The following is a 23199-nucleotide window of genomic DNA, read 5'->3' as shown; positions in this document are numbered from 1 at the left end:
GTTCACGGGTCCATGGTTTGGTCCGTGATTACGGCGGTCCGATAAGCAAATGTTTCGAAAGACTATTTGTTCCCGAAAAAGCTATGACATCAAAGAAGCTGGAATGGGTTGGCTACACTGGGAAGGCAGCCATGAAAATGCCCCTGTATGCGACGACCGGGCAGCGGCCGACGTCGCCGCTGTCCGGCTCGCCATCACGGCCACAACAGTCAGAGCGCATCTGAGCCACATCTTCTTGAGGGCGGGGGTGCGCAAGCAGGTTGCGCTGTGGAGTGTTGCTGTTGTGGTTTCCATTTCTCTACCGTCCACTGAGTACACCCTTGCGGAAATTCTGGAAAAATCCGTACATTCCGTAAAAAGAGGTTCACACGACATCGACGGTGACCACCGCGGCGGTTTCGAAAAATTTCGGCGCCTATCAGGACGCGGCTGTACGAGAGCCGGTGATTATCACCAAGAACGGTCTGCCGCGCACGGTGTTGCTCACCTATGACGATTATTCTCCGGCTGATGCAACGGGAACGCGGTGTGGAACTGACGGGTGCCTTGGGGGACGCAGACATTGCTGCGGTCGAAGCTTCCGAAATGGAGCCTGGCCTCGATCACCTCAATGCCGAACTGCTGAGGTAAGAATGCTGCCGACTGAACCGAAGGTCGGCTGGGTCTTCCGTTATTCCTATCTTTGGCAGCGACACCGTCTCGGAGGTAGCAAGGGGGCGACAAGGATCGGCCGAGCCTGGTGCTGGCATTCGTCGCCACAGTTGACGACGGAACGCCAGTGGTGCGGGTCCTGCCGATTACGCATTCGCCACGCGGCGACGCAGCCCGACACCATAGAAATCCCGGCTGCTACGAAGCACCGTCTCGGTCTCGATGATGAACGCTCCTGGATCGTATTGACCGAAAGCAATCGCTTTGTCTGGCCGGAACCGGATGTCCGCCCGATCGACAGCGACGGCGGCTATTATGGACCATTGCCGCCGGCGTTGTTTGCCGAAGTGAGCAACGCTTTGTTGCGTTTGCCAGGGAGCAAGCCCATTGATCCACGACCTGCAGCTTCTGAAGCCGACATCATTCGCCTCAACGAAGGGGAGGCAGGGCCGGACACATTCCTGCGGGGTCGCTGTTCACTTCCATCGGAAAATGCAGCAAGCAAAGCGGCCGATCGGCCGCTCCGACAAACGAGAATCTCGTCTTGACGCAGCCAGCTCTATCAGCTCTTCTACCCGCTCGGCGCCATCATCGACGTCCGCCAATATTTTCAATCTCTAACAGTCAGAGCTCATCTGAGCCACATCTTCTTGAGGACGGGGTGCGTAAGCAGGTTGCATTCCATTGAGGTCGGCTCTCCGCCCAAAGCGTTCATTCTCCCGGTGAGGGCGGCCTCCGGCAAACGCCCTTGGTTGGGGCGTACCGCATCAGAGCAGGTTCTATATCAAGACGCGGACTGCGCGGCCCAATTTCCGTTCCGCGTCGTTATAGTAGCCTGCAGCCTGGGTCACTGACTTGTGCAAGGACTGCTGCATGGTCTCCACCAACGGGATACCCAGGTTCGCGGACTCTGTCATGAAGCCGGATCGCAGCCCGTGAGCCGAGAAGGCGGCCATATCCAGTCCGGCTCGTCGAACGCGGGACTTCAAGATGAGATTGACCGACTGCGGGGTAAGGGGGCGGCGATCGACATTGCCCCACTGATCTATTTTCCGGAACACCGCGCCGGTGGTGATTCCGGCGCGCTTCAGCCAAGCTTTCAGCTCCATGACGGGACGTCCGATCAAAACGACGCTTTTGCCGTCATCGCTGTTCGATCGTTTCGTTCGGCCGAGCGCGATCGTCAGGCAGGGCAGGAGAGGGGAGTTTTCGTCCTTCGGGTCGGCCCGAACAGGGGCTTCGTCGATCAGCTGCTCGACGCGTAGACTGGCCATCTCGGAGCGGCGTCGGCCGCCAGCGGCAAAGGCGACAAGCAGAAGCGCGGTGTCGCGCAGATCGATGAGCCGATCCGTTTCACAGGTCGAAAGCAGCTTCAGGAGCACGGAGGCGGTCACGGCCTTGTTGCTCTTGCGCTGGCGTGGCCGATTGGCTGCACGTACAGCGAGACGGACCGCATCCCTGACCGACGAAGAAGAAAAAAGCCCCTCGACGCCGCGCCAGCGCGTCAACGTGCTCCAGTTGGCAAGTCGCCGGCGTACGGACGAGGGCGCGTGAGGGCCGGACACCTTCAAAAGCTTTTCCGCCCGCAGCACCTCGGCGACCTCGTCCGGCATGCCATGTTGCGGATCCTTCTCCCGTTCGGCGGGATCCCAGAGATGATGGGCAACGAATTTCAGGATCAGGGCTTCCGGCGCAGGCCAGGGGAGGGGAGAGCCGGTCGCAAGCTGGCACCATCGTTCGATATAGGCGAGATCGGAGGCAAGAGCCCTGAGCGTGTTTTCGCCCGCGCCCGATTTGACCAGATGACGCAGCGTTGCGATGTCGTCATCCGTCAGGATCTCGGCAAGCTTGTCACGGCGATCGAAGGGCAGGACGGCGTCGAGCGCGTCGAGCTGCTCTGCCCGTGTCAGTCGCTCGTCCTGCCCGGGCGCTGCGCTCGCGCCCCTTGCCGGCAAATCCACCAATCGACCATCTGTTGGAATTGACGCCGGCATCTCCGCACCTGTCCTCACGCACCCGAAGGAGCAGGCCGCCACAGGGCAATGATCTCTTCGATTTCGCTGCGATAGTCGTAGGGGTAGACGACATCCTCCTCGCGGGCGAGAAAGGTGAAGATCGTCGCCATGTCCTCGCCGATGTGAGGATCGACATTGGCGAGATCGGTCAGATCGAAGCCGCCATGAACCTCTGCGTTCCACCAGGCCAAGATGAAGTTGGCAACTCGGCGCCCCTGGCCGGTGTCTTCGTGGGCGACGTTCAGCAATTTTTCAAGCGCAAATCTGACGCGGTCTTCCACTGTCTCGGCTCCGTTGTTGCTGGACCGGCCCGAATGGCGAGGGTATCGCGCGGCCGAAAACTGCTGCCGACGCGCCGACCCTCGTCATTTCGGTAATTCGTATTCGTCATAAAGCTCGCCGTGATCAGAGGTGGCTCCGCCGGGTCTTGTCGCCGCGGCAAGCGCCCACACCATATCGAGGGACGTTGCTCTCCCTGCGCGGCGACTACACTCTGCCAGGTCGGATGGACGTCCCGCCAGCTCGGCTCCCGCCTGCTCATCGTTATTGCGATCAGTGCTCATGCTCGAGCGGTCCCAGAATGACGATCCCTTCGCTGCGCGCGGCGGCGGCCATTTTCCGGTCCGCCGTCGCCAAGGGCATGGCGTTCGCCTTTGCGAGCGCCACATAGCTCGCGTCATAGGCCGACAGGCCATGCTTGAGCGCGAGCTCGACCACCGTGACGTCATTGCCGGTGCCGCCGTCCTGCAGCGGCAGAGTGCGTAGCTTCAAAGCCATGGCCAGCGCCATGCCCGGATTCAGCCGACCGCGCCGTTCGGCCATAACGAAGAGGTTGCGGGTCTCGAACCAGAAGAGGGAAGGGACAAGGCCGGGCGAAACGCCGAGCGCGGCGATCAGCCGCTCATCGGCTTCACTCTGTTCATCCGGCAGGAACCAACTGGCGGCGGCGGAAGCATCAACGACGAAAGACATGTCAGGCGCGGCCCTCGTCGCGCCAGGCTCGGATTTCCTCCTGCGTGACCGGCTTGGCCATCTGGCGCATCGCCCGGATCTCGGCAATCGTGGTTTCGATGGCGTTCTCCTTGCGAATGCGCGTCAGCACGGCGATCGGATCGTTGCCGCGGGAGATGATGACCTCCTCGCCGGCCTCGACCCGGGCGAGCAACTCGGACAGATGGGCCTTGGCTTCGGCAACCTTGACGGTGACGCTCATAATCGTTTCTCCGGCGACTGGAATTGATTCTCGTCGTGCAGACCGTGGCCGAGCCTGCAATTCGAGATTTTGCTCGACGATAGGCGCAAAACCGAAGTTGGTCAAGTGGTGGATCATCTAACTATCGATAATTGGTGATTATCACTAGTTAGGTATCGCTCTCAGGATCACAATATATGGCGGAAGCGTCATCCAATATAGCTTCCGATTAACGGGACATTTACCATATTTTCAATGGATTACGATTTCAAAAAGGACGCCTCGCAGGCCCGGCTGCGGCCGATCAGCAACGCAGCATCGCGCTGGCCCATCTCGACGCGTGCATCGCCGCTCACTGGTCGGGTTTCGGGCTTGGGCGAACGGATTTTTGAAAGATGCCGCAACCGTATCGTGAACGACGTCGCCTTAACCTTTACTTCGGCGTCGAAAGCTGTGTGCGCTGCCTTACGTCGGTGATGCGGTTCTGGTGCGCAACTCATCGCGCGAAGAACGACGCTTCTAACGGCTCACCCTCACTTTGGCTTGCGGGGCGACGGTCAGAGCGGCAAGAAGAGATATGAACGTCGTCCCAATCATCATGGCGATGGTCGTCCAGTGGGCGTTCGCGGCGGTTATGAACATGCCCGAGATCGAGACGATCGCTGCGCCGCCGGCAACGGTCGTCGCATTGGCAAGACCCAACGCTGTCGCCGACAGATCCGAGCGCAACGAAAGGACGCCTGAGTTGGCAGCGGGCATGGTGAGGCCGTTTCCCAGCCCGACGAAGGCACAGGGCAAGAAGAAGGCCGCAACATGATGGACGCCGAAATAGACAAGCAGCATGCCGGCCGAAAGACCGAACAAGGTCAAAAGCCGGCCTCCGGCCATCAGGACCGGTGGGGCGTAGTTCTTTCCAAACCGGCCCGCAAATGTGCTTCCCAGGATGAACGCTCCCGGCACAAGACCCATCAGGACACCGACCGCGATGGCCGATCCGACGCCGAAGCTCCTTGCGACCAACGGTGCACCGCCAAGAAAAATATAAAGGGTGCCCATGGAGAAAACCATGCAGATTGCGTAGCCCCAGAAGGTGCGCGAACCCATCGGAGCAAGGTAGGTCCGCAGCCGGAACGTGGCACAGGGATCCCGCGCTTTGGTCTCCTCGAAACCGTGCATGACCAACACGATGCCGCTCAAACCCAGGACAGCGAAGGCTATAAAATTCGCCCGCCATCCAAACAGTGCATCGAGCGTGCCCCCGATCGCTGGTCCGAGCATCGGGGCCAGCGCCCAGGCGGACGACACCAAGGCAATCCTGCTCGTTGCTTCTCGTTCGCCTGACGTATCGCGTATCGATGCAAGAGAAACCGCATAACAGGCGATCACCACGCCCTGCAGCGTCCGAAACACAAGAAACATACCGATGCTCTGTGCGAAACTGCATATCAGCGAGGCGCCGCAGAAGATGCAGAGCGCTATCAGCGCCACCGGCCGGCGGCCGAACCTGTCCGATAGAACCCCCGCAACGATGTGAGTTAGCGCGCTCATGAGCGCATAGCCGGAGATCGCCAGGTTCATCAATGCGTAATCCGAATTCAAAGTATTGGCGATGTGCGGAAGCGACGGTATGAACATGTTCAACGGAAGCACCGACAGTGCTGCGAGGAAAATCAAGACGGCAAGTTTCGGCTGCTTTTTCAAGGTCGTCATTCAAATCTGGCTCCAATTGGGGACTGTCATGAGCGAGGCCGCTTCAAAGCGGACGGCCCCGGAAGCTGCAGTTCAATCGTCAGGCGCCCCGCCCGGCCCAAATCGCGCGTATGCTCGAAAGGGAACTGTCGGCGTCACCGCCAAAGGCATCGGCGAGATTTGCGACGCGGCAGTCAAAAAGGACCGGCCGGTCTGCGTCGATCATCTCCTCTTTCGTGGCATTGAGCCCGGCCGAGCTCTCGCAACAAATGCCGAAGGCGCCGCAGGCTGCCGCGAGTTTGGCGAAACCGGGCGGTGAACGCCTCCCTTCACCGGACTGTCAAAGAGATTGCCGGGAAAAGAGATTGTCTGACCGCTGGCCATGTTCGTTCCGTCGTGATTGAAGACGATGGGAGCGACGGGGCATAAAAAAAGGCCCCGTCAGGGACCTTGTTCTCGGCGCATGGGTGACAGATGCCGGACGGTCAAACCGTCCTGCCCATGCGCGATATCACTACTACGAGAACCGTTGCGATTGCCATGGATGGTAGAGTTAACTGCAAATCTACACGTCGTCAACGTGTTCCTGCACGAATTGCCTCCGACGGTAGTGGGCATGAGGCGTTGTTTCACTACAATCGCTCGTCTGGACGTCGATGTCAGCTACTGCGTAACGGTGCCGCGACTGGTTGTCCGTGCGGGAACACGAGCATGTGTGAGTTTATGAGCGGATTTTCGATGCTCGACGCCATGCTTACACGCTTGGTCTGAACGACTACGACCGGCTGGCGCCGGCGAAACCGATGATGGAATGACGCCTTGCTGCCGGCCCTGAGCGATCTTGTCATCATCCCGCCACTGGTCTCGGCCGGTATGATCGTCAAGACCTCGACGTCACACCGCAGGCGGCCCGTCACGGCGCAGCATTCTAGAAACAGGTGGCCCTCCAAACAAACAATGAGCGTACTAGGCGAAGGCAGCGCAGCTGCCGCAGCCAGTTCGCGCACCGCTTGACCGGTTAAAAGGGTCGCCGCAGGAGGCTTAGCATAGCGCCGCCCGAAGGGCGGAAACCGGGACCGACTGCCCCCGGCAAGCGGTTCCGTTTTTCAGAAAGATCAACTTTCGCCGTTATCAGCATGTGCGAAACTCGTTGTCAGCAGGTTTCACGCCGCGGGCTAGGTCAGGCGATAGGTTCAAATCCTGCCCCCGCAACCAGTTCCAGCATAACTCGCTCAGAGCAGTGATTTAGCCCCTACACAAGTCCCGCAGAAAGGCAGCGGGGCTTTTTGGCTTCATCGGACTGACCTGTCCTTTGAATCTTGAATCACGTACCTGGTCGCCGACGACAGCACCCCACAGAGCAACAGACTGCGGCGGGCACTCCAGCCGCGCCGCCCATGCCGATAAAAGCGACCTCGCCGATCATGAAGCAGATCGCTGCGCCAACAACGCGCCAACGACCAACCACTTGGTTTCGGCTGGTCCGGCCTTCGCGGCAGCGGTGATCTTTTGGCCTGCAGACCAAGCAGCATGATTCCCGCTCCGCTATGAGACTACGATCCTGGGCAGGGGTTCGAATCTCTTCGAGTGGGCCATTCCGCCGGATAAGATTCGAACCGCAAACACTAGCCAAGACATGGACACCCCGGTCAGCAAATACTAAGACGAACGCGTGGCTTCGCCTTTATTTGTCGCTCCATGATCGAGGATCAACAGTGGCGAAAAAAATGCGCCACCCGCGATCGACCGTCGAATAGTCGATGCGGCGCTCCTCCATCACATCACACAGGCTCTCGGCCGTGCCAGAGACCATCCCACGCCCGGATTCACCGATGGCAGCCTTTGAACACGATACAATCTTCGCAAATGGAGATCATCTCATCGTTTGACCGACAACCGAAAAATTCACAGCGAAAGCGTTCTGTCTACCCCCCTGTTTCATTGCGTGCAAGTCGGGATTTGGCCTGCTCCAGAAGCGCAACGAGTTCCGATTGCCGGTGCGTATCCGTCTGCAGAAAGATCGCCTTTAGAGTGGATCGCGCCGTCTCTCGGGTGATGTGGAGCAGCTCCGCCGCGTCGGGGAGCCCGATACCGGAGCCAATCTGGTATGCGAGCCTCGCCTGAGCCGGCGAGAGGTTGAAGGCCTGAGCGAGCAACTCAGGGGAGGCGCCGCGCCTGCGATGCAAGGCCTCGATGATGAGCAGGGCATGGCCGCGGCGGAATATTTCTGCGGATACGCCTTTCAAACGGATGGCATCAATGCGCAGTGGCGAACGCCCGAGACGACGCGTCACGGATATCGGTTCCGGCATGGATGTACTTGCGACGGCCGTAACCTGCGCCATGAAACGCTGAAGCCGGGCATCGCTTGCGGCATCGATCGAGGAAAGACGGCCGGATCGAAGCCTGAGCTCCGCGCCAATCACGGACTCGGCTGCCTTGTTGAGGTTCAACACACAACCCGCCCCATCCACCAGGAGGGCTCCGAACTCAAGTTCATCGAAGAGCGCGAGTCCCAGCGCTTCCCATTGGCCGCCGATCTTGTCCATCAAACGGATCATACGCCGGACCTCCGGAATCAGCCTGACGAGACGACGAGCATCTTTGCGCGAGAAATGACCTTGTCCCGTTCCCCTCAGAAAGGGCATGGCCCAAGGCTGTCCCGCCACTTCGAACCCCAGCATTGCGAAGCCCGGAAAGCCAAAAGGTAGATAAAGCTCGTTATAGTGTCTGAATGTCTTGCGTTCCTCATCGGTGGCTAGATCATGCTCGATTACAACGGGCCTGCCGCTGTCCAACAAACGGAAACCGCGTAAAGCTCGGTAATGGTCGAGATACCAACGATTGGCCGTATACTCCTGCAGCAGGTCGAAATAATCCCACGAAGCAGGAAGCTGGCTGATGGCTCGGCTAGGGTTTCGAGGGTCGTGGCTATTTGTGTCAGGATTGCGCGGATAAAACATCGTGCAGCCCGCATCGAGCGCGCGAGCGAGGCGATGCAGGGCTTGCGGCCACGTGTCTGGTAGAAACACGGCATCGAAGCATTGGTCTACTGCCGAAAGAATTTCCTCCTCCCGCATGCGCCGTTCTCCTGTGACAGGTTTCACTCAGTGAGTGTAAGCGCGAGTACGCCGGCAGGTTGGCGTCCACAATTCAACGTTAATGTTGGCGTTGCACTTGCTCCCGATGTCAATGCCCAAAATGCCCATTAATTGGAGCGCCAGACAACGTGGACCGTATTGTGACGTCCGTCCCCCCAAATGAGGGTAGCAAGGGAATGTCTGATTGAAAAGAATAGTAGTCGCTTGGCGGCCATTGCCAGTCGTATCAGGGTCCGACAGTACCCATGAATTCGAAATCAGGAGGAGGAGATGAGAGTCTGGATAGCGTTTGCCCTTGTTCTCTGCGTTTTTACTGATTCAGCTCGAGCTGAGACACGTTTCATGGAAGATTCTGATGAGCTATTGAAGATACCGGTAAATGTGACAGGCGTTTTGAAGGCAAAACCCCAAGACGGCTGGTTTGTGAGAACCGCATATTTCAAGGCAATCGGGGACAATGCGAGCGGTGATCCCGGTTATTACATGTATCCCTTAACTGCCCGCGAACAGGCGAAGCTGAGTGCAGCAGAGGGCGTCTACGCATGCTATCGCCGCGATAAGGTGAATGCGACCAAGGGGAAGTTTCAGTTCGGCAGGTACGCCAACGGCATGCGATATGCGCGGGTAGCAAGACAGCAACAGTTGGAAAAAGGTCTAAGTAAAGATCAGAAAACCTTAGTTGAGGCTGGTAAGGTCGTCGCTGCCGTGGTCGCACTGTACACCGGTGATCCGGAAGCTTATGTCGCAGGTTCGGAGGGGTGGGAGAACCTCATAGGCACGGTTCATTCCACTACAAATTTCCGGAGAAGATTAGATATGACACCGACTGTTATCCACGGCAAAGAGCGATGGCGTGCGGAGGGGAAGTTCAGCATTACTGTGAAGCGGTACTACAACTGTTGGACCGCGATGCGCTTTCAGCTCAACTACAAACCGTAGCTTTCCGCTGATTGCACTAGACCCGAGGCAAAAGGATTGCATCTCATCTGGCCTTGTAACTCAGCGCGTTGATGCAGCCCACTCGCACCGGATCCGCGTCAAATACTAACGAAGGTGTGAAATGAAAGCCGCGCATCAAGGTATCCAGTCTCGGTTCGCGGAGGTTCTGAGCGGTCCCGAAGGCGGCATGCAAGCGGCGGAGGCACTGCGCTCGCTTATTGGCGAGATCGCGCTGACGCCCGGAGCAAGCGCGGCGAGCTGTTCGGCATCCTCGGCTTTGCCAAAGCTGAAGAGGGAGGGCGGCAAACCGGGGCTTCGCCGGTCATTGAAGCCAGCCCCGGCAACCAGTTCCAGCATAATTCGATCGCGGTTCCTGTCTAGGCAGGGGCCGCGTTTGCATTTTGGGGACTAAATCTCACTGATCCATCTCTCTTACGACGGTGAACTGCACCCGGTTTGGCGGAGGCCGATTGGCTTAGGTTATGCGGGCATGATTGGTTCGGTCGGCACGACATCAAAGCCCTCCGGCTTGCCCCCAGATCTTCCGCACGCCACAGATGATGACGTTCGCCTCGGAGATGCGTCGCTCTCGATTTCCAATGCGATGACGCCGTGGGGCGGACGGCCAGGCAATCACGTCTAGGCGCCTTTGGCGACGTTGTCGTAAGGTTGACGGGGGAATCGGCAGCAACCTGCAGATCGGCTCGACGTCGAACACAGACGGTCTTATCGATGCTATCCAGAGAATCTTATCCTTGCGCGATCGTTGAAAAGATCCGGCCCTCCTTCAAAATAGGACTAGATATATCTACTCGTGGCATGTTGATGTGTAATGCAAATTCCATTGCAGGTGGTATTATTTTCCCCATCGTTGTTGGGAGAGGTACATGGCTGATCTCTGGAAAGATCTGGCGACAATCGGGCTTGGAACCGTCGGTGCTGTACTTGGGGTGATGAATACCTGGAACGCAATGAGCCAGCGTCGGATGCGTGTTCGGGTCACGCCGGCATTTTTACTCAAGCAGGACGGAACGCCGTTCGGCTTTTCTATTGAAGCTATCAATCTGAGCGGCTTCCCTCTAACGCTCTGCGAGATCGGGTTCCAAACGGCCAATAGAAGGCGGATCGTAGTTGGTGAATACCGCACGAGTGACGGTCGATCCTTACCCTGTCGATTAGAACCGCGAGAGGCGATCTCATTTATGTTCGGACCAGATGAATTTCCGCCGCCTGCAGGTCATCGAATCGGGGCTGCGTATATTCGAACTGCATGTGGTCGGACCATTATCGGCGACAGTCCTGCCCGAAAGCAATTTAGTGAGATCATGGCCGAAATTGCAGGGAAGGGGAGCTAACAGTGCTTATACTGCCGGCCGTTTTTAGAAGGGGCGTCGTGATCCGTTGTACCCGTACGTGCTGTTGGTTCGAAGATAATGCGGTGAAAGAATGATTTTTCAGCAGGATGTTATTGACGCAATTGACGCTGCCGATGCGGAATTTGCTTGGTGCTGGGAATGCTTCCAAAAGTTAAGGCGCCATGAGATAGAAGTCCGAGATCTAATCGATTTCCAGGTACGACTCATCAGAGCCTTTACGAAGCTTGATCGGGCCTACAGAGCAGTTAAAGCCGAGCAAGGACGTCTGATTGGGAGAAAGTCGCGATATCAACCTAGTTGGTTCGGTTCGCGGATGAAGAGTCTTGACCTGTATCTGAGTGCGATAAAGCAGGCACTTGGAATAGGGCGCAGTTTGGGTGACGGCTTTGCTTGGATATTTTATAGGGACGAAGCGGCCTTGCTTGAAGAGCATGCGCAGGAGCAACGACAACTCTTATTGCCGCCAAACGTCGGTGGCATTGGAGAACGTGCATTCGTTGAAAAACTACAGGGGCTTGGCGGCACGTTCGTCTTGTACCATGCCGTCACGTCTTTCTTGCGACTGGGAGATGTCAGCTTTTTTGATCCTCGAGCGGGGCGAATTACGACAATAGGGGAAATTAAGACGCGCCACGTTGGCGGTGACACATATCACATTACCTTGGGATTCATTGCCGGAGATAAAAACAATCCAATCCTTCAGCAAGCGGAACATGCTATAGGACAGGCGAAATCAGATCCTACCCCTCACGAAATCCTCGATGGAATAACCCAGCAAACGCTAAAACGGCAGGTTGATCAAATCGCCAAGGCTCTTAAGAAGCAGGAGAGCAGCACAGAGAACGTGAAGCTAAAGACTCAGGCGGATTTTCACTTTGACGTTTTTGCGGATGTCGTGCGGCGAAGTCATCTTCGAGCGTTTGAGTTTCGAAAGGGAGGGGCGGGTCTTGTGCTTGGCGCATGGAGATTCCGCAAATCTGAAAGTCTTGGGCAAAGGCTTTTCGCGAAAAAGGGGAATGTGGAACGTACATTAGAACCGGCACGGCAGGTGGTGCAGGAGGTGCTAGACCCTAAGCTCTCAGACAATTGCCTTCTTGTGGGCAGTGTTGGTAGTTATGAAAGCGGTTTCCCGACGATGCTGGTCGGTGGCGTACCTTTGATGTGGTGGCCTGTTGAAAAAGATGCCTTGCGTGACGTGCTCTTTGGCCATGTGATCGTGGTCACGCTCTTTAATCCCGCCCAGTTATGGGCGTTGCTGCGCGAGCGGGGTTTTATCATCGCGACAAATAACCGATCACAGGTGACGCAGATACACCGACAGATTGGAGACAAGAGATTTGAAATAAGCAACTTTAGCTATTTTGAGCGCTTGGTCCAAGACGCGCTTATGGATGAAATGGCAATAGTAAAAATGATAGAGGCGTTGGCAGAGCAGGCAAATGCAGCGGCGGGGATCAGCCATTTAGAGCGGATCTTCGACCGCGGCTCAGGGTTTGACGTAAAGAAAACAACTCTGACGCCCGCCAAGTCGCATATTTCGCCGCCAGTGCTGGATAAAGCTTACTTATGTTACGAAGGGGCTTTCGGTTAAATAAAGCTATATTGCGCCGCTAAGTAACTGTTTACGAATTCAGTTGTCGAACAAAAACATTCTGTCATAAGCTGGTAGCTGCTACCAAGGGGAGAGATGGTCCTATTCACGCCAACTTTCACTTTGGGGCAGGAGAAGTTGTAACCACATGCGCGACTGGTTTCCTCTTAGTAATTATGAGTTTTACGCTTTCGTCTCGTCTGGCATGCTCCTGATCGCTGCCGTTGATTATTGTTTTACCGGCGGAATTCTCGTCGGCCGGACCGACTGGACTGTTGTGCAAGCAATTTTTTGGACTGTCGTTTCTTATGTACTCGGCCAGATTTGCGCGGCGCCATCCTCAGCACTGGTTGAGTTTATGCTAGCGCATGGGTTCTTCCGCTCGCCTTCCGCTATAGCCCTCGGTATTGGCAAACGGCGTTGGCGGGATTATGTCGCGGCTTGGATGTTTGCTAATCGCGAGTACGCACCATTAGCCAAACCCGTGCAAGACCGCATCAAGAACGCGGCCAGCTCGAAGCTTAATGTGCCTGCAGCCACTCTTACCACTGATGCCATTTTTCAGGTTGCTTTCCAAGCAGCGCGGGAAAAAGAGGATTCCATTAAGCGCTTGGAAAGCTTCCAGAACAATTACGGGTTCTGTCGCAATATTTGCTTTGTCGGCGTCATAGCGAGCGCGATGCTTGGCTATCGCTATTATCAGCAGCCCACAGAAAAGGATTTCTGGATCCTGATCGCGGCAATTGTCACCGCAATCGGGATGTTTGGCCGTTTTCTAAAATACTATTCAGCCTACGCCCGCCAAGTACTCACGGCGTACAGCCATAGCATTTCCTAGTCTTCCTGGTCCGTAGGATACGACAGGCTGTTCGCCGGCGTCCACCCTTCGCGCTCTGGCGCATTGCGGTAGAGATGTTTGGTGCCCCGGCCGTCCCCTGTACTTAGCACCCTTGCGCCGCGATGGCGCAGGCCACGAATTGTTGCTTTGCGGGGATGATCCGGATCTTCGCGAGCCGCACTGATGATGGCAGTAAAGTGACCTTTACCCTCCTCAGGGGCTTCAGGGAGGCGTTCACCTAGCCAGCGATCTAAAATCTCGGTAGAGACATTGCGGCGCGAACCATGGTGCGGTGCCTGAAAACGGGTAATGCCGGGTAATGTAATTCCGGCGAGAGGTGCATAGTCCGCCGCCTCGTCCAGCCCGTCTCGCCCTGCATCGGCGGTCAAAAGAATCTTGTCGCCGTTCAGTTGAGCAAATTGCACAACGCTCATTTCGTTTTCATTAGATGTGCTTTCGGGAGAGAATCTTTCTTCTCCCCAACCCATTTGGATGTAGGCGATAGCCTTCTTGGCGACCTCAACCAAGGCGTCAAGGCCAAACCAGTTCGTTCCCCGCGCTTCCTCAATTACCTCCGGCGTTCGATCGGAGTGTGCAACCAGTTCAATGAAGCGCTGTCGGGTGGGGGCTAATACAGTAAAAGCACCGATGCTTGCTCCTTGAAAGGCGTCTCGAATATCAATGCCCTTTTCGATAGCGAGCTTTTCAATGTCGTCCAAGTAGGGATAAAGCCGGTGTAGACGACTTTCAATGTGAGGAATCGAATTGCATGTCGGGAAGTAATGGATCATCTCCGCCGCGTGAACCCAGGGGCGGTTCATCCAAAGTGTACCGACCTCAAAGTTTTCGAGGATCTTAATAATTCCTTCGGCGTGATCCTGATCGGGGTGAGTAACGACAACGTGGTCTATCTTCTCCGGGTTAGCGTAATACTGTCTTATGTGCGCCACTAGAGTATCTCCGGTAGCTGCATATCCCGCGTCGACAACATGGATCGAAGTCTGTCCCCATTGTTCATAGCGGATGGCGATTGCGTCCCCGCTTTTCTTTGTATGGACTTCCAGAAAATCTAGTTCGTAAAAATCGGCCATCATCTCTACCTTTTGACTACACCTATAAAGAGAATTGTATAGATTAAACAACACAACTTAATAGGATGCCCGTGTAATGCACATAAAAATCTTCGATGTTGAGCACGGCGGATGTGCTCTCTTTCGACGGATAATGGCAAACGCTTCCTGATTGACGCCGGTCACAACTCAACGACGGGCTGGCGTCCATCGCTTTATCTGTCACAACAAGGTATTTTCAGCCTGGAGAGGGTAGTTATTACCAATATGGATGAGGATCATGCCAGCGATCTGCACAACCTGCGATCTAATGTCGTCATCGAATCCATTTACCGGGATCCCACGGTATCGCCTGACAAGGCGGCGCTACGCACTAGACTGAGATTGCGGCCAGAGGTAGGATGCCCTCGGCCGGACTGTAGCTCCACTCAACGCCATCTTGCCCTACACCTTGCAGGCTCAGCATGCTGCAAGGCAGCCCTCGTGAGGCTACCTTGCGGCGTAGGAATTCGGCCTGGGCGCGATCATGGGTTGACAAAAGGATCTGATACTTGCGGTCAGCCACCAAGTTGCAGACGAAGTCCGCAAAGGCTGCAGCATGAATTGCGTCATTATGCTGCAGCGGATCATCGAGAACGAGACCGCGCCATCGCGACCATGGATATGTCAGACTAGCGGCGCAGAGCATGCTAACCGAAAGCGCCGCCATCTGTCCTTCACTATGGACCAAGATAGGATCGATCTGTCCGACCTCGGCTGGGACCTCCCCGTCCTTGGTTGCGCCGTGCTCGACACGGCGATTCCGGACATGCTGATCGATGCCAACCCGCGGATCGCAAAGGATCGCCCGGCTGATCGATTTCATGAGACTGGCGAGCGGCTTCATGTAGTTTGCGTTGAATTCGGCGACTTCATCGAGAATCTCTGAACTCGCGGCCTGAGCGATATCTTTCGATTCCTGTGTCGCGTTTGCAAGCCGTGATTTTGCATCGACCGCCGCCTGGGCCTCGACACGAAGCTGGAGCCTGTCGCTACTGGGTGCGCCGCTGACCGCAACCCTAAGATTTTCGAGAGCCACAACGTGATTTTCGACAAGAGTTTTGGCCGTTCTCCCGTCTCGCAGCCGTTTAAGAAGATCTTCTGCTTCACTTAGTTTCGCCCGCAATTCTGCAGCGCGGACCGTCAGTGCTCCGAGGCGCTCAGCGTCCGGCTCGTCGGATCCTTCGATTTTCAACCCGCGCCATGCTTCGACCGCTTTATTTTTCCCTTGCACCGCAGCCTCGATCAGCTTGGCGCCTTGTTGTTTTCGGACGGCTGCGGCGCTCGCTGACACGTCCAGGGAGGCAATTTCCCGCTCAGCTGCCTCGCGGTCGGATGCAGCTTGCTTGCTGGCCGCTTCCTTCGTCGACAGATCATCTTCCGAGGAGCCAAGCGCCTCATTCAGGCGATCTCCGCGTAGCGGATCTGTACCAAGAGCCTGGTCATATTGAGCGACGGATGCTGTCATGGATGCGAGCTCCTTGGCTGCAACATCCTGTCCTTGGGTCGCGGTCGAAAGGTCGCTCTGCGCCTGGTCTCGGCGCCGAACGGCAGCCGCATGCTCTCCCCCTGGCGCATACAGCGTGCCGGACAGCTTGTTTCGCCAATACAATTTGCGTTGCCTCAGCCAAGCCATATATGTGCAGCTCTCTTCAAGCTGCTCATGGCGCAGCTTCGCCGTTTCGTTGTCAGCGGTCACATCCGTGCCAAATATAATGGCAGCAAGATCCCTATTTGCCTGCTCTTCCGAGCGACGCGCCTCGTTAAGATCGTTCCGCTGTTTCTCAAGTCCGCGAAGCTGGCTTAGCCTATCTTTCGTCCCATCGCGCTGCCGTATGAGACTGATCAACTGCGTTTCCTGAGCTACTACGAGCGGCGCCAGCCGTTCAGCGGCCCCCGCCGCGCGCCGCTGCAATTCTCCTTGAGTGTCAAAATGCGTGGCGCAGACCGGGCAATCGCAGGACTCGTGCGTCAGGTTCGCCGCTACGCTTGCCACGGCGCTCGACATTGCACTCACGGTCGATCGCAGGTCTGCAAGGATCGTCTCTTGCCCCTCGACAAGCTCGTCGATCGACGTCAACTCTTTACTGGCTCGCGCAATATCATCATCGAGATTGGGTGCAGATGCGTCCAACGCCTCGACCGAGGACCGCAGCTCAGTGATCCTGGCGTCCCGTGTTAACCAGGTGAAAGCATTCTCCCGCTCGGTTTGCGCGAGCTTGATTCGCTCGTCTAAGCGGCGGACGTTACCTTCGATGCGGCGCATGATCTGCAGGCGGCGTTCCAACGAAGATAGGTGCTTGGATTCGTCCTCCAGTTTTGAGCGTGCGTTCAGGACGTTGGCGTCTGCCATCTCCTTTTTCTGTAAGAGTAGCGCAGCCGACTGAAGTGCGTCTCTTAGCCCCTTGAGACGGTCACGCAGCTCGCGGGCATTCTTCGCGGCGAGTTGGCTCGCATCCTCGTTGTCCTTTAAACGTGATAACGCTTTCTCAAGGTCCTGGCGCTTGGCCGCAAACGCCGCAATCTGAGCATCGATAGTGGTTTGCGCAGCCTCAAACTCCGAAAGCTGGCGAGAGGTACTTTCCCAAGTCGCCAGCGTCTCGTTGCCAGACGTTATCATTGTCGTCAGCCCACGCATTTCATCACGCAGGCCGTGAAGGCGGGTCTCAAGCACGCCTATTGTCCCCTCATCAAATGCCGTGACGAGCGCCTTTTGTCCGGTTTCAGTCGCTTCGTCGAGCAACTGTGAGATCGCCTGCGCAAGCTGGGTTGACGCGTCGTCACTGAGGGCGGAGACACTCGTCAAACCCGACCAAAGGCTCGCTTCCGTATCGAGAAGGTTTTGAAGTGTGGAAACATCCTTGCTTAATTCGTCGATGCGGTCGGAAAATGCGCGGCTGGCTTTGGTATTTCCTTTCCCGTGCAACGCCTTTGCGATCTCTTCGACTTGTTTACTTTGAGCGGCCTCCTTCAGGATGTCAAAGCGTTCGCCGGGCTCTCGATTGGTCAAACGCGACTTCGTCGACTGCCCAAGAAAGTGTGTCAGCAGCAGATAGCTCGACAGTCCTGATATGTCGCGGTCCCACGCTTCATCCCGCAGAAAGTTCGCAATGTCTGTGATCGTGCCGGCGACGGTGGACTTCATTGCTCTCGAAGACGACAACGTGCGCGATAGGCTATTGCCGCCCGTAAAGTCCAACGTCACGCTAGTGGGTCCTGGAGAGTCCTGATTCCAGCGGCAAAGATAGCTGCCGACCTTTTTAACTCCGTCCGCGTCCCGAAAATGGTCGATCTTGTCCGTCAGCGCCCATTCCAGGCCATCGAACATGGACGACTTTCCGATGCCGTTGCTACCGTGAACGACCAGCACGCCAGGACCATCTGGCAGCTCGATGTCCAGGGTCTTGAAAGTCCGATACTGTTGAAGCCGGATGCGGTTGAGATAAACGTTGCTCATCTGGACGCCTCTCTGGCTTGCACGAGCTCGGTAACTAGGCTTTTGGCGTCGTCCTTAAGTTGGTCCGCTTTGATCACCCATTGCTTAGCGACTCTCTTGTCCAGCCCATGCTTTTCAAGAATGCGCTCAGCCAGCTCATAGGTTTCATCGAGTGGGGCGCCGGTGGCAGGATCTGCGCTCGCCCACGGCATTGCCAAGAAGGTTCTCCCGAGGAAAGTCTCGAAGGAACCCTGCACGTCGGTCTTCTTGGGGATCCAAACGACTTTCCTGCAAACTGTCTCATCGCGCTCGAGAAGATCGACAAGACGTTTCCAGTCGCCCGACGGCGTCGGCGATGTCGCACAGAGAAACAGATGAGCGTTGATGACCTCGCATTCACGCATGAACGAGCGCGCTACGACCATTTGTGCATGGAGTTTCTTCAGGGACAGTTTCACCTGATCGGGGGACTCCAGCGTTATCGGAGCGATGACGACAGGATAGTCGCCGAGGCGAAGCCCAAGCAGTCCATCAAGCGGTTTAACGTCGGGCTGCGCCGGCCGACTACGGAATTCCGGTGAGGTGAACTCTGCAACCTCGTCAGCTTGCCAGCCTAGCTTTTTTGTAGCGTCAAACAGAAATGATTTGAGTATCTCAGGCGTCATGCAAGAACCCTCGCTCGGTCGTCGTCCTGGCGCTTCCGCCATCGGCCGAACTCTTCCTCGACCGCCTTTCGCCACGTATCGAGATCTGTACTCAAAGCAGATCGCCAATTAATATCGTTTCGCACAATGGCCGGCTTTATCCTGCGGGCGACACTGAGGCTCAAGCCTGGTTCGCCTGCGGTGAGCACCGTATCATCCGGCCCTGTGACCCGCACTTCGGCACTTCCGGATAAGATTAGCGCGTCGACGTCCCAATGCTCAGGCCGGCTCCATTCGGTCAGCGGATCTCCACCATAGATTTCCTGGGCTGCCGATCCGAGCGCAAGTCCATGAACGTCGAATGTCAAGTTTCCTCTTGGGACTATCGCCGGCTTCAGAGGCTCGCCGAGATGTGTGGCTAGGATGAGCAGTAAAGCGCTTGCCATCCGCTCCACTGCTTGACCGTCGCCGTCCCACGGGTCCGCCTTCGAGGCTCCTATACTGCCTAGCCAAGCCAAGAAGTCGCGTCGGAGAGAGGGCGAAGCGTGAAGCGTTCCGCGCCAGTCATGCCAGGTGGTGAGCGTTTCTTCCAGAATATCACGAGCGATGTGCCCGAGCCCAAAACATTTTCCGTTCACCTTGACTTTCGAAAGCACGGCGTCCAGCTGACGGACGAGCGATGCATCAACGAACTCTTCAATGGAGAGGGCTCCGATCGGACGATAAGGATATCGTGAGGAGCTGGAGTGCGCGACCGGCGCGCTGGGCAACTTTGCCTGCCAAGACCCCTGCACGGCCGGAGCGACGCTCAACAAAATCTTTCCGCCGCTTGCTTTGGCCAATCTGAGAAAATCGTCCGCTTTGACCCGGTTTATTGGCGCATCCATTTGGATCGTGAATGTCGCCGGCGCTGTTTCACACTGTTCAGCGAGGTTTCGCAGCTCCACCTTTCCACGCTGCACTAAGCTTTGTGTAGCCATGTCCCAGCTGATGATGATGGTCGACGCCTCACGGGCACTTTGTCCCGCGAGCTGCTGCTTGAGTGCAGCATCAGCTAGCTTGTCCAGATGCCGTTCGTAAAAGAAGGTGTAAGTCTCGGCGTCCAGCGAGGGAGGGGCGAGGAGGTCGGGCTGTTTCTTAAACCGCTCGAGCGACGCCGCCCCAAACGCCTCGAAAAAATCGGCAGCTGGACGATACCGAACCTTCTTATCCGGGCCGTGGCGCAGGATGACGTGGTGGAAATGCTCTGATAGTGGCACTCCCCCAACCGAAATCCCAAACGCCTCCAATCCATCGGCGTGCTTCTTGACATCCGAAATCATTCCAGCGCTACGGCGCACGACGATGCCTGCCTGCCGAGCCGCCGCCAGTACTGCATAAACCATGCATTGATTGAGTTGTGCGGCACGGCCGAGAGAAAGGAGTGGTCCACTCGTATTGACGGTTAGCAATCGGTCACGGCGAAGGAGAGGCGTCAGACTGTCGAGGATACCCCGCTCACCCAAAACCGTATGAAGGTCAGCCTGGAACATGGGTTCAAGGTCGGCCTCCGGATTCTTATCTTCATGGGCCGCCAGAACGGTTGTTCTCAACACGTCCTGACCGAAATAGCCCAGGAACGTCTTGGTAAACGACACATGCTCAAACCCACTTATCATTAGATTCAGGATGTCCGTCAGTGCTCCATCGCCGTTGCCGCTCACGAGATAAGTGGCAGGCGCCTTTGGCTCAATCGCAGCGGTGCCAACTCCACGCTGCTTCCAATAGTCATAGACATCGGCATCGCCTGTCTTCTTTTCATCACCAAAACCCATAGCCAAGACGACTTGCTGGGCGACAAAGTTCGAGCCGTCATCGAAACGCAGCCGCCATTCCGATCCTTCTTGAGTGAGGCTCGTAAGCTCGTGGCGCGATTTCCAGACCAGGTTCTGCTGCAGTCGAGCCTGGTGACCATGAAATTCCTGAACGAGCTTGGCCGCAACAACGCCCCCAGTGTCCAGCCCCCAGTTGAGAAAAGGTAAGCCGGCGTCGTTTTCGAGCGAACCAAGAGATGGCCATTCGTAGATGTGGGGGTGTAGGAGCCGCGGTGAGTCGCTTTGCAGCTGAAGCACCTCGTCGGCGGGATCGAACAAGGTCACACGGCAGTCAAGCAAAGCCAGCGCCAGAGCTATGGTGACGCCCGCTGCACCCGCCCCGACGACTGCAATAGAGCCGTTCGCGTCGGTCTTGCCTGCTTCATGCATGGCTCTAGCCAATCGCAAGGCACGTACTTGCTGCGAATAGAATGTTATTCGGCGATCAAACGTGCCGACAAAGTAAAGCCCGTCTACGCCGGGGATAGTTGCCGAGGAGAGCCAGTGGTCGAGATTTTCTTCTGCCAACTTCATGCGCGCACATAGTCTATGTCAACTTAAAGCGTACCGCACGTCGCAGACGTAGCTCCCCCGCCTCAACTTCGAAGCAACTCGAAATTTCAGGACGATTGTTGGCAGCAAAGTTGTCTAATTGCAACCATCAAGGGCGGTTCCGGTATCGTTTTGTGGTGGATGACTCGCCATTTCGCAAATCAGTCAAAACCGTGGTACGATTTCTCACCAACGTGACGCAGTAGGATGCGACGATGCTAAAGACCGATACCCGGCAGCAAACTGGCGGCGGGCAAATTCGGCCAAATACGATGATCATCTCGCGGTCCAAAAGAGCCTTGAAGGCAGGCGATCTGGAAAAGCAGGCGTGTGAAGACTGTGCTGGTGAAGCTGTCGACGCCCACCACGAGCAAATATGACGACCCTCTGCAGGTCCGATGGTTGTGCCGAAAGCATCACACGAGGCTTCACCATTACGGCGAGGACATGTTTCCAATCAGGCACACTGGTCATCGGTAATCCGCGGTCAAGCCGACTGTAATACATGCGGGCTATGAAGCGGGTGATCACAAGGCGGCTCGCCCTCCCAGGGGCGTTGTGTTCAATTGCATGGCTATCAAGTCACGCTGGGTCGACGGTTCATATCCTTTCAACTGCACCAACGATGAAGGGTCGGGTGTTAGGATTGCTAGTCCGAGAATTAAGAGCGCGACGCTGCTAAGGCATCGATCATAATAGCTAGCCGCGTGAGGTCTTCTTCGTCTAAGGCTTCGGCTGCGGATGATATGCGATCTTGAAGCTTGCGCTTGGCGCTTACTGGACGTTTTTCAAGATTGTTCGAGAGCAACTCGTCCAGGCTCATCACCAATACCGACGATATTTTTACAAGCGTAGCGAGATCCGGCTCTCTCGTTCCGGATATGTAGTTCCCATATCTGCGCTCACTTAAACCAACGCGCCGAGCAACCTCGGCGTTAGAGATTCCGAGCTGTTCAGCACGTTTTTTCAGGTTTGAAGAGAAGGTCTCCATCCCCACATTTTGTTCATGACAGAGACCACGGGTCCATGTACAATACGTTGTGTAATTTCACAACAGAATGTGGTTTCAATGGAACTACGCCAACTCTCCTATTTCGTCGCAGTTGCCGAGGAGCTACATTTCGGCAGGGCGGCGGCCAAGGTGCACATCGCCCAGCCGGCGCTCTCCAACCAGGTGCAGGCGCTGGAGAAGGAACTCGGGGTGCAGCTCTTCATCCGCTCGACCAGACGGGTCGAGCTGACCAGGGCAGGGGCCGCCTTCTACGAGCGTTGTGTGAGGATCCTCAGCGAGATCGATCTCTCCGCCGAGATCACCCGGGCGATCGCCGGCAAGACGTCCCGCAAGATCGCCATCGGCACCGTCTATCCCGCTACCATCGGCCTGCTGCCGTCCTTCCTCGCCCGGATCGCCCGCAAGTTCCCCGATCTGCGCATGCATGTCGAGAGCGGCACCACCGACGACATCATCCGCCACATCGAGGCCGGCCGCATCAATCTCGGCTTTATCCGCCCGGTGGAAAACATCGGCTCCCTGCGCTTCTTCTCGATCGCCCATGAGCGCTATCTCCTGGCGGTCGCCAAGGGCAGTGTCCTTGCCGGACGTGACGAGATCGAGATCGCCGATCTGCGCGGCGAGAAGATCATCGCCTTTGCAAGGGCGAACCTCTCCTACACCGAGCGCTATTTCGCCGAGACCTTCGAAGCCCACGATCTCTCGGGCAACGTCGCCTACAGCTGCGACGACACGCTGTCGCTCGTCTCGCTGGTGTCGGCCGGCCTCGGCGTCGGCTTCGTGCCGGAATGGACGCGCGAGCTGCCGAACCGCGGCTTTGAGCTCAAGAAGGTGAGGGGCGTGGACTTCAAAATCGCCCTCGGCGTTGCCTGGAATAAGGAGGATCCGACTGCCGCGCGCGACGACATCATCGATATCGCACGGTCGCTGGCACGGCCGGGGAGGACGGCAGCTCTCGGCTGAAGCCCAGGTGGCCCTAACCGCATGAAACGCGAGGCTCGAGCTTTCGGATCCTGTTTTCCCAATTGTTGTACGCACACGCAAGTCTCTGCTGGGAACGACCAGCAACCCGCCGGCAGGCGGGTTGCCAAAAGAACAATGGAGAGCATCGGAGAAATCAGCATAGCGTCCGCCGCAGGGGGATTTCGGGAATTCTCGACACGCTAAGGGCGGAAGAAGGGCAGCCGCAGGAGCCTCAGCA

Annotated in this window: 18 protein-coding genes and 3 pseudogenes; 10 read left to right on the top strand and 11 right to left on the bottom strand. The window is 56.7% G+C overall.

What is annotated here, in order from left to right:
• Positions 1–49: 49 nt before the first annotated feature.
• From AAE029_RS08840 to AAE029_RS08830, 3 genes and pseudogenes are all read left to right on the top strand, one after another.
• Complete coding sequence (locus AAE029_RS08840) at positions 50–493, top strand: hypothetical protein (protein ID WP_371072509.1); 444 nt, start codon at positions 50–52, stop codon at positions 491–493.
• Positions 381–646: pseudogene (locus tag AAE029_RS08835) on the top strand (type II toxin-antitoxin system prevent-host-death family antitoxin). Before AAE029_RS08840 ends, AAE029_RS08835 begins: the two are co-directional and overlap by 113 nt.
• Positions 647–761: 115 nt before the next feature.
• Complete coding sequence (locus AAE029_RS08830; RefSeq protein WP_371072442.1) at positions 762–1199, top strand: hypothetical protein; 438 nt, start codon at positions 762–764, stop codon at positions 1197–1199.
• Between the two features lie 231 nt (positions 1200–1430).
• Here AAE029_RS08830 and AAE029_RS08825 read toward each other — a convergent pair whose 3' ends face one another.
• From AAE029_RS08825 to AAE029_RS08800, 6 genes are all read right to left on the bottom strand, one after another.
• Positions 1431–2645 carry a tyrosine-type recombinase/integrase gene (locus tag AAE029_RS08825; RefSeq protein ID WP_371072441.1) on the bottom strand — a complete coding sequence of 405 codons (1215 nt, stop codon included), beginning with the start codon at positions 2643–2645 and terminating at the stop codon, positions 1431–1433.
• Between the two features lie 14 nt (positions 2646–2659).
• Positions 2660–2947: a hypothetical protein gene (locus tag AAE029_RS08820; RefSeq protein ID WP_371072440.1), complete on the bottom strand. Its 288-nt coding sequence runs from the start codon at positions 2945–2947 to the stop codon at positions 2660–2662.
• Between the two features lie 271 nt (positions 2948–3218).
• Positions 3219–3638: a type II toxin-antitoxin system VapC family toxin gene (locus AAE029_RS08815; protein ID WP_371072439.1), complete on the bottom strand. Its 420-nt coding sequence runs from the start codon at positions 3636–3638 to the stop codon at positions 3219–3221.
• A gap of 1 nt (position 3639) precedes the next feature.
• On the bottom strand, positions 3640–3879 hold the full coding sequence (locus AAE029_RS08810; RefSeq protein WP_371072438.1) for a type II toxin-antitoxin system Phd/YefM family antitoxin: 240 nt from the start codon (positions 3877–3879) through the stop codon (positions 3640–3642).
• A 498-nt stretch (positions 3880–4377) separates the two neighbouring features.
• Positions 4378–5568 carry an MFS transporter gene (locus AAE029_RS08805; RefSeq protein ID WP_371072437.1) on the bottom strand — a complete coding sequence of 397 codons (1191 nt, stop codon included), beginning with the start codon at positions 5566–5568 and terminating at the stop codon, positions 4378–4380.
• A 1904-nt stretch (positions 5569–7472) separates the two neighbouring features.
• A complete protein-coding gene (locus AAE029_RS08800) occupies positions 7473–8627 on the bottom strand; it encodes a helix-turn-helix transcriptional regulator (protein WP_371072436.1) in 1155 nt (384 codons plus the stop codon).
• Between the two features lie 291 nt (positions 8628–8918).
• On the opposite strand from AAE029_RS08800, the gene AAE029_RS08795 reads away from it, so the two are divergent.
• From AAE029_RS08795 to AAE029_RS08780, 4 genes are all read left to right on the top strand, one after another.
• Positions 8919–9587 carry a hypothetical protein gene (locus AAE029_RS08795; RefSeq protein WP_371072435.1) on the top strand — a complete coding sequence of 223 codons (669 nt, stop codon included), beginning with the start codon at positions 8919–8921 and terminating at the stop codon, positions 9585–9587.
• 887 nt (positions 9588–10474) lie between these two features.
• On the top strand, positions 10475–10942 hold the full coding sequence (locus AAE029_RS08790) for a hypothetical protein (protein ID WP_371072434.1): 468 nt from the start codon (positions 10475–10477) through the stop codon (positions 10940–10942).
• 91 nt (positions 10943–11033) lie between these two features.
• Entirely contained in the window at positions 11034–12554 is a 1521-nt protein-coding gene (locus AAE029_RS08785; protein ID WP_371072433.1) for a hypothetical protein, read from the top strand.
• Positions 12555–12702: 148 nt separating this feature from the next.
• Positions 12703–13392 (top strand): hypothetical protein, encoded by a 690-nt coding sequence (locus AAE029_RS08780; protein ID WP_371072432.1) that lies wholly within the window; start codon positions 12703–12705, stop codon positions 13390–13392.
• On the opposite strand, the gene AAE029_RS08775 is transcribed toward AAE029_RS08780, so the two are convergent.
• Positions 13389–14486, bottom strand: a complete 1098-nt coding sequence (locus tag AAE029_RS08775; RefSeq protein WP_371072431.1) for a ComEC/Rec2 family competence protein — start codon at positions 14484–14486, stop codon at positions 13389–13391. The two genes, AAE029_RS08780 and AAE029_RS08775, sit on opposite strands and share 4 nt — an antisense overlap.
• 108 nt (positions 14487–14594) lie before the next feature.
• Between AAE029_RS08775 and AAE029_RS08770 the strand changes: the two are divergent.
• Positions 14595–14792 (top strand): annotated as a pseudogene (locus AAE029_RS08770) (MBL fold metallo-hydrolase); the annotation flags it as partial.
• Between the two features lie 43 nt (positions 14793–14835).
• On the opposite strand, the gene AAE029_RS08765 reads toward AAE029_RS08770, so the two are convergent.
• From AAE029_RS08765 to AAE029_RS08755, 3 genes are read right to left on the bottom strand one after another with little or no spacing between them, the layout of a single operon-like run.
• Entirely contained in the window at positions 14836–17958 is a 3123-nt protein-coding gene (locus tag AAE029_RS08765; RefSeq protein ID WP_371072430.1) for an AAA family ATPase, read from the bottom strand.
• Entirely contained in the window at positions 17955–18602 is a 648-nt protein-coding gene (locus AAE029_RS08760; protein WP_371072429.1) for an ABC-three component system middle component 1, read from the bottom strand. The genes AAE029_RS08765 and AAE029_RS08760 overlap by 4 nt, the downstream gene beginning before the upstream one ends.
• Positions 18599–20968: an ABC-three component system protein gene (locus tag AAE029_RS08755; RefSeq protein WP_371072428.1), complete on the bottom strand. Its 2370-nt coding sequence runs from the start codon at positions 20966–20968 to the stop codon at positions 18599–18601. The genes AAE029_RS08760 and AAE029_RS08755 overlap by 4 nt, the downstream gene beginning before the upstream one ends.
• A 233-nt stretch (positions 20969–21201) precedes the next feature.
• Between AAE029_RS08755 and AAE029_RS08750 the strand changes: the two are divergent.
• A pseudogene (locus AAE029_RS08750) lies at positions 21202–21466 on the top strand (hypothetical protein).
• 181 nt (positions 21467–21647) lie between these two features.
• On the opposite strand, the gene AAE029_RS08745 reads toward AAE029_RS08750, so the two are convergent.
• Positions 21648–21977, bottom strand: a complete 330-nt coding sequence (locus AAE029_RS08745) for a helix-turn-helix domain-containing protein (protein WP_371072427.1) — start codon at positions 21975–21977, stop codon at positions 21648–21650.
• Positions 21978–22055: 78 nt separating this feature from the next.
• Between AAE029_RS08745 and AAE029_RS08740 the strand changes: the two genes are divergently transcribed.
• Entirely contained in the window at positions 22056–22961 is a 906-nt protein-coding gene (locus AAE029_RS08740) for a LysR family transcriptional regulator (RefSeq protein WP_371072426.1), read from the top strand.
• The last annotated feature ends 238 nt before the right edge of the window (positions 22962–23199 follow it).

It is taken from the genome of Sinorhizobium sp. CB7, assembly GCF_041357635.1.
Classification (GTDB): domain Bacteria; phylum Pseudomonadota; class Alphaproteobacteria; order Rhizobiales; family Rhizobiaceae; genus Rhizobium.
This window is presented reverse-complemented; position numbering and strand designations above follow the sequence as displayed.

What these genes read in the sequence shown, in the direction of transcription:
- AAE029_RS08745 (WP_371072427.1), bottom strand. Translation starts at nt 21,977, where the DNA reads ATGGAGACCTTCTCTTCAAACCTGAAAAAACGTGCTGAACAGCTCGGA.
- AAE029_RS08775 (WP_371072431.1), bottom strand. Translation starts at nt 14,486, where the DNA reads ATGATGGCCGATTTTTACGAACTAGATTTTCTGGAAGTCCATACAAAG.
- AAE029_RS08765 (WP_371072430.1), bottom strand. Translation starts at nt 17,958, where the DNA reads ATGAGCAACGTTTATCTCAACCGCATCCGGCTTCAACAGTATCGGACT.
- AAE029_RS08760 (WP_371072429.1), bottom strand. Translation starts at nt 18,602, where the DNA reads ATGACGCCTGAGATACTCAAATCATTTCTGTTTGACGCTACAAAAAAG.
- AAE029_RS08780 (WP_371072432.1), top strand. Translation starts at nt 12,703, where the DNA reads ATGCGCGACTGGTTTCCTCTTAGTAATTATGAGTTTTACGCTTTCGTC.
- AAE029_RS08825 (WP_371072441.1), bottom strand. Translation starts at nt 2,645, where the DNA reads ATGCCGGCGTCAATTCCAACAGATGGTCGATTGGTGGATTTGCCGGCA.
- AAE029_RS08800 (WP_371072436.1), bottom strand. Translation starts at nt 8,627, where the DNA reads ATGCGGGAGGAGGAAATTCTTTCGGCAGTAGACCAATGCTTCGATGCC.
- AAE029_RS08790 (WP_371072434.1), top strand. Translation starts at nt 10,475, where the DNA reads ATGGCTGATCTCTGGAAAGATCTGGCGACAATCGGGCTTGGAACCGTC.
- AAE029_RS08785 (WP_371072433.1), top strand. Translation starts at nt 11,034, where the DNA reads ATGATTTTTCAGCAGGATGTTATTGACGCAATTGACGCTGCCGATGCG.
- AAE029_RS08755 (WP_371072428.1), bottom strand. Translation starts at nt 20,968, where the DNA reads ATGAAGTTGGCAGAAGAAAATCTCGACCACTGGCTCTCCTCGGCAACT.
- AAE029_RS08795 (WP_371072435.1), top strand. Translation starts at nt 8,919, where the DNA reads ATGAGAGTCTGGATAGCGTTTGCCCTTGTTCTCTGCGTTTTTACTGAT.
- AAE029_RS08815 (WP_371072439.1), bottom strand. Translation starts at nt 3,638, where the DNA reads ATGTCTTTCGTCGTTGATGCTTCCGCCGCCGCCAGTTGGTTCCTGCCG.
- AAE029_RS08740 (WP_371072426.1), top strand. Translation starts at nt 22,056, where the DNA reads ATGGAACTACGCCAACTCTCCTATTTCGTCGCAGTTGCCGAGGAGCTA.
- AAE029_RS08810 (WP_371072438.1), bottom strand. Translation starts at nt 3,879, where the DNA reads ATGAGCGTCACCGTCAAGGTTGCCGAAGCCAAGGCCCATCTGTCCGAG.
- AAE029_RS08840 (WP_371072509.1), top strand. Translation starts at nt 50, where the DNA reads ATGTTTCGAAAGACTATTTGTTCCCGAAAAAGCTATGACATCAAAGAA.
- AAE029_RS08805 (WP_371072437.1), bottom strand. Translation starts at nt 5,568, where the DNA reads ATGACGACCTTGAAAAAGCAGCCGAAACTTGCCGTCTTGATTTTCCTC.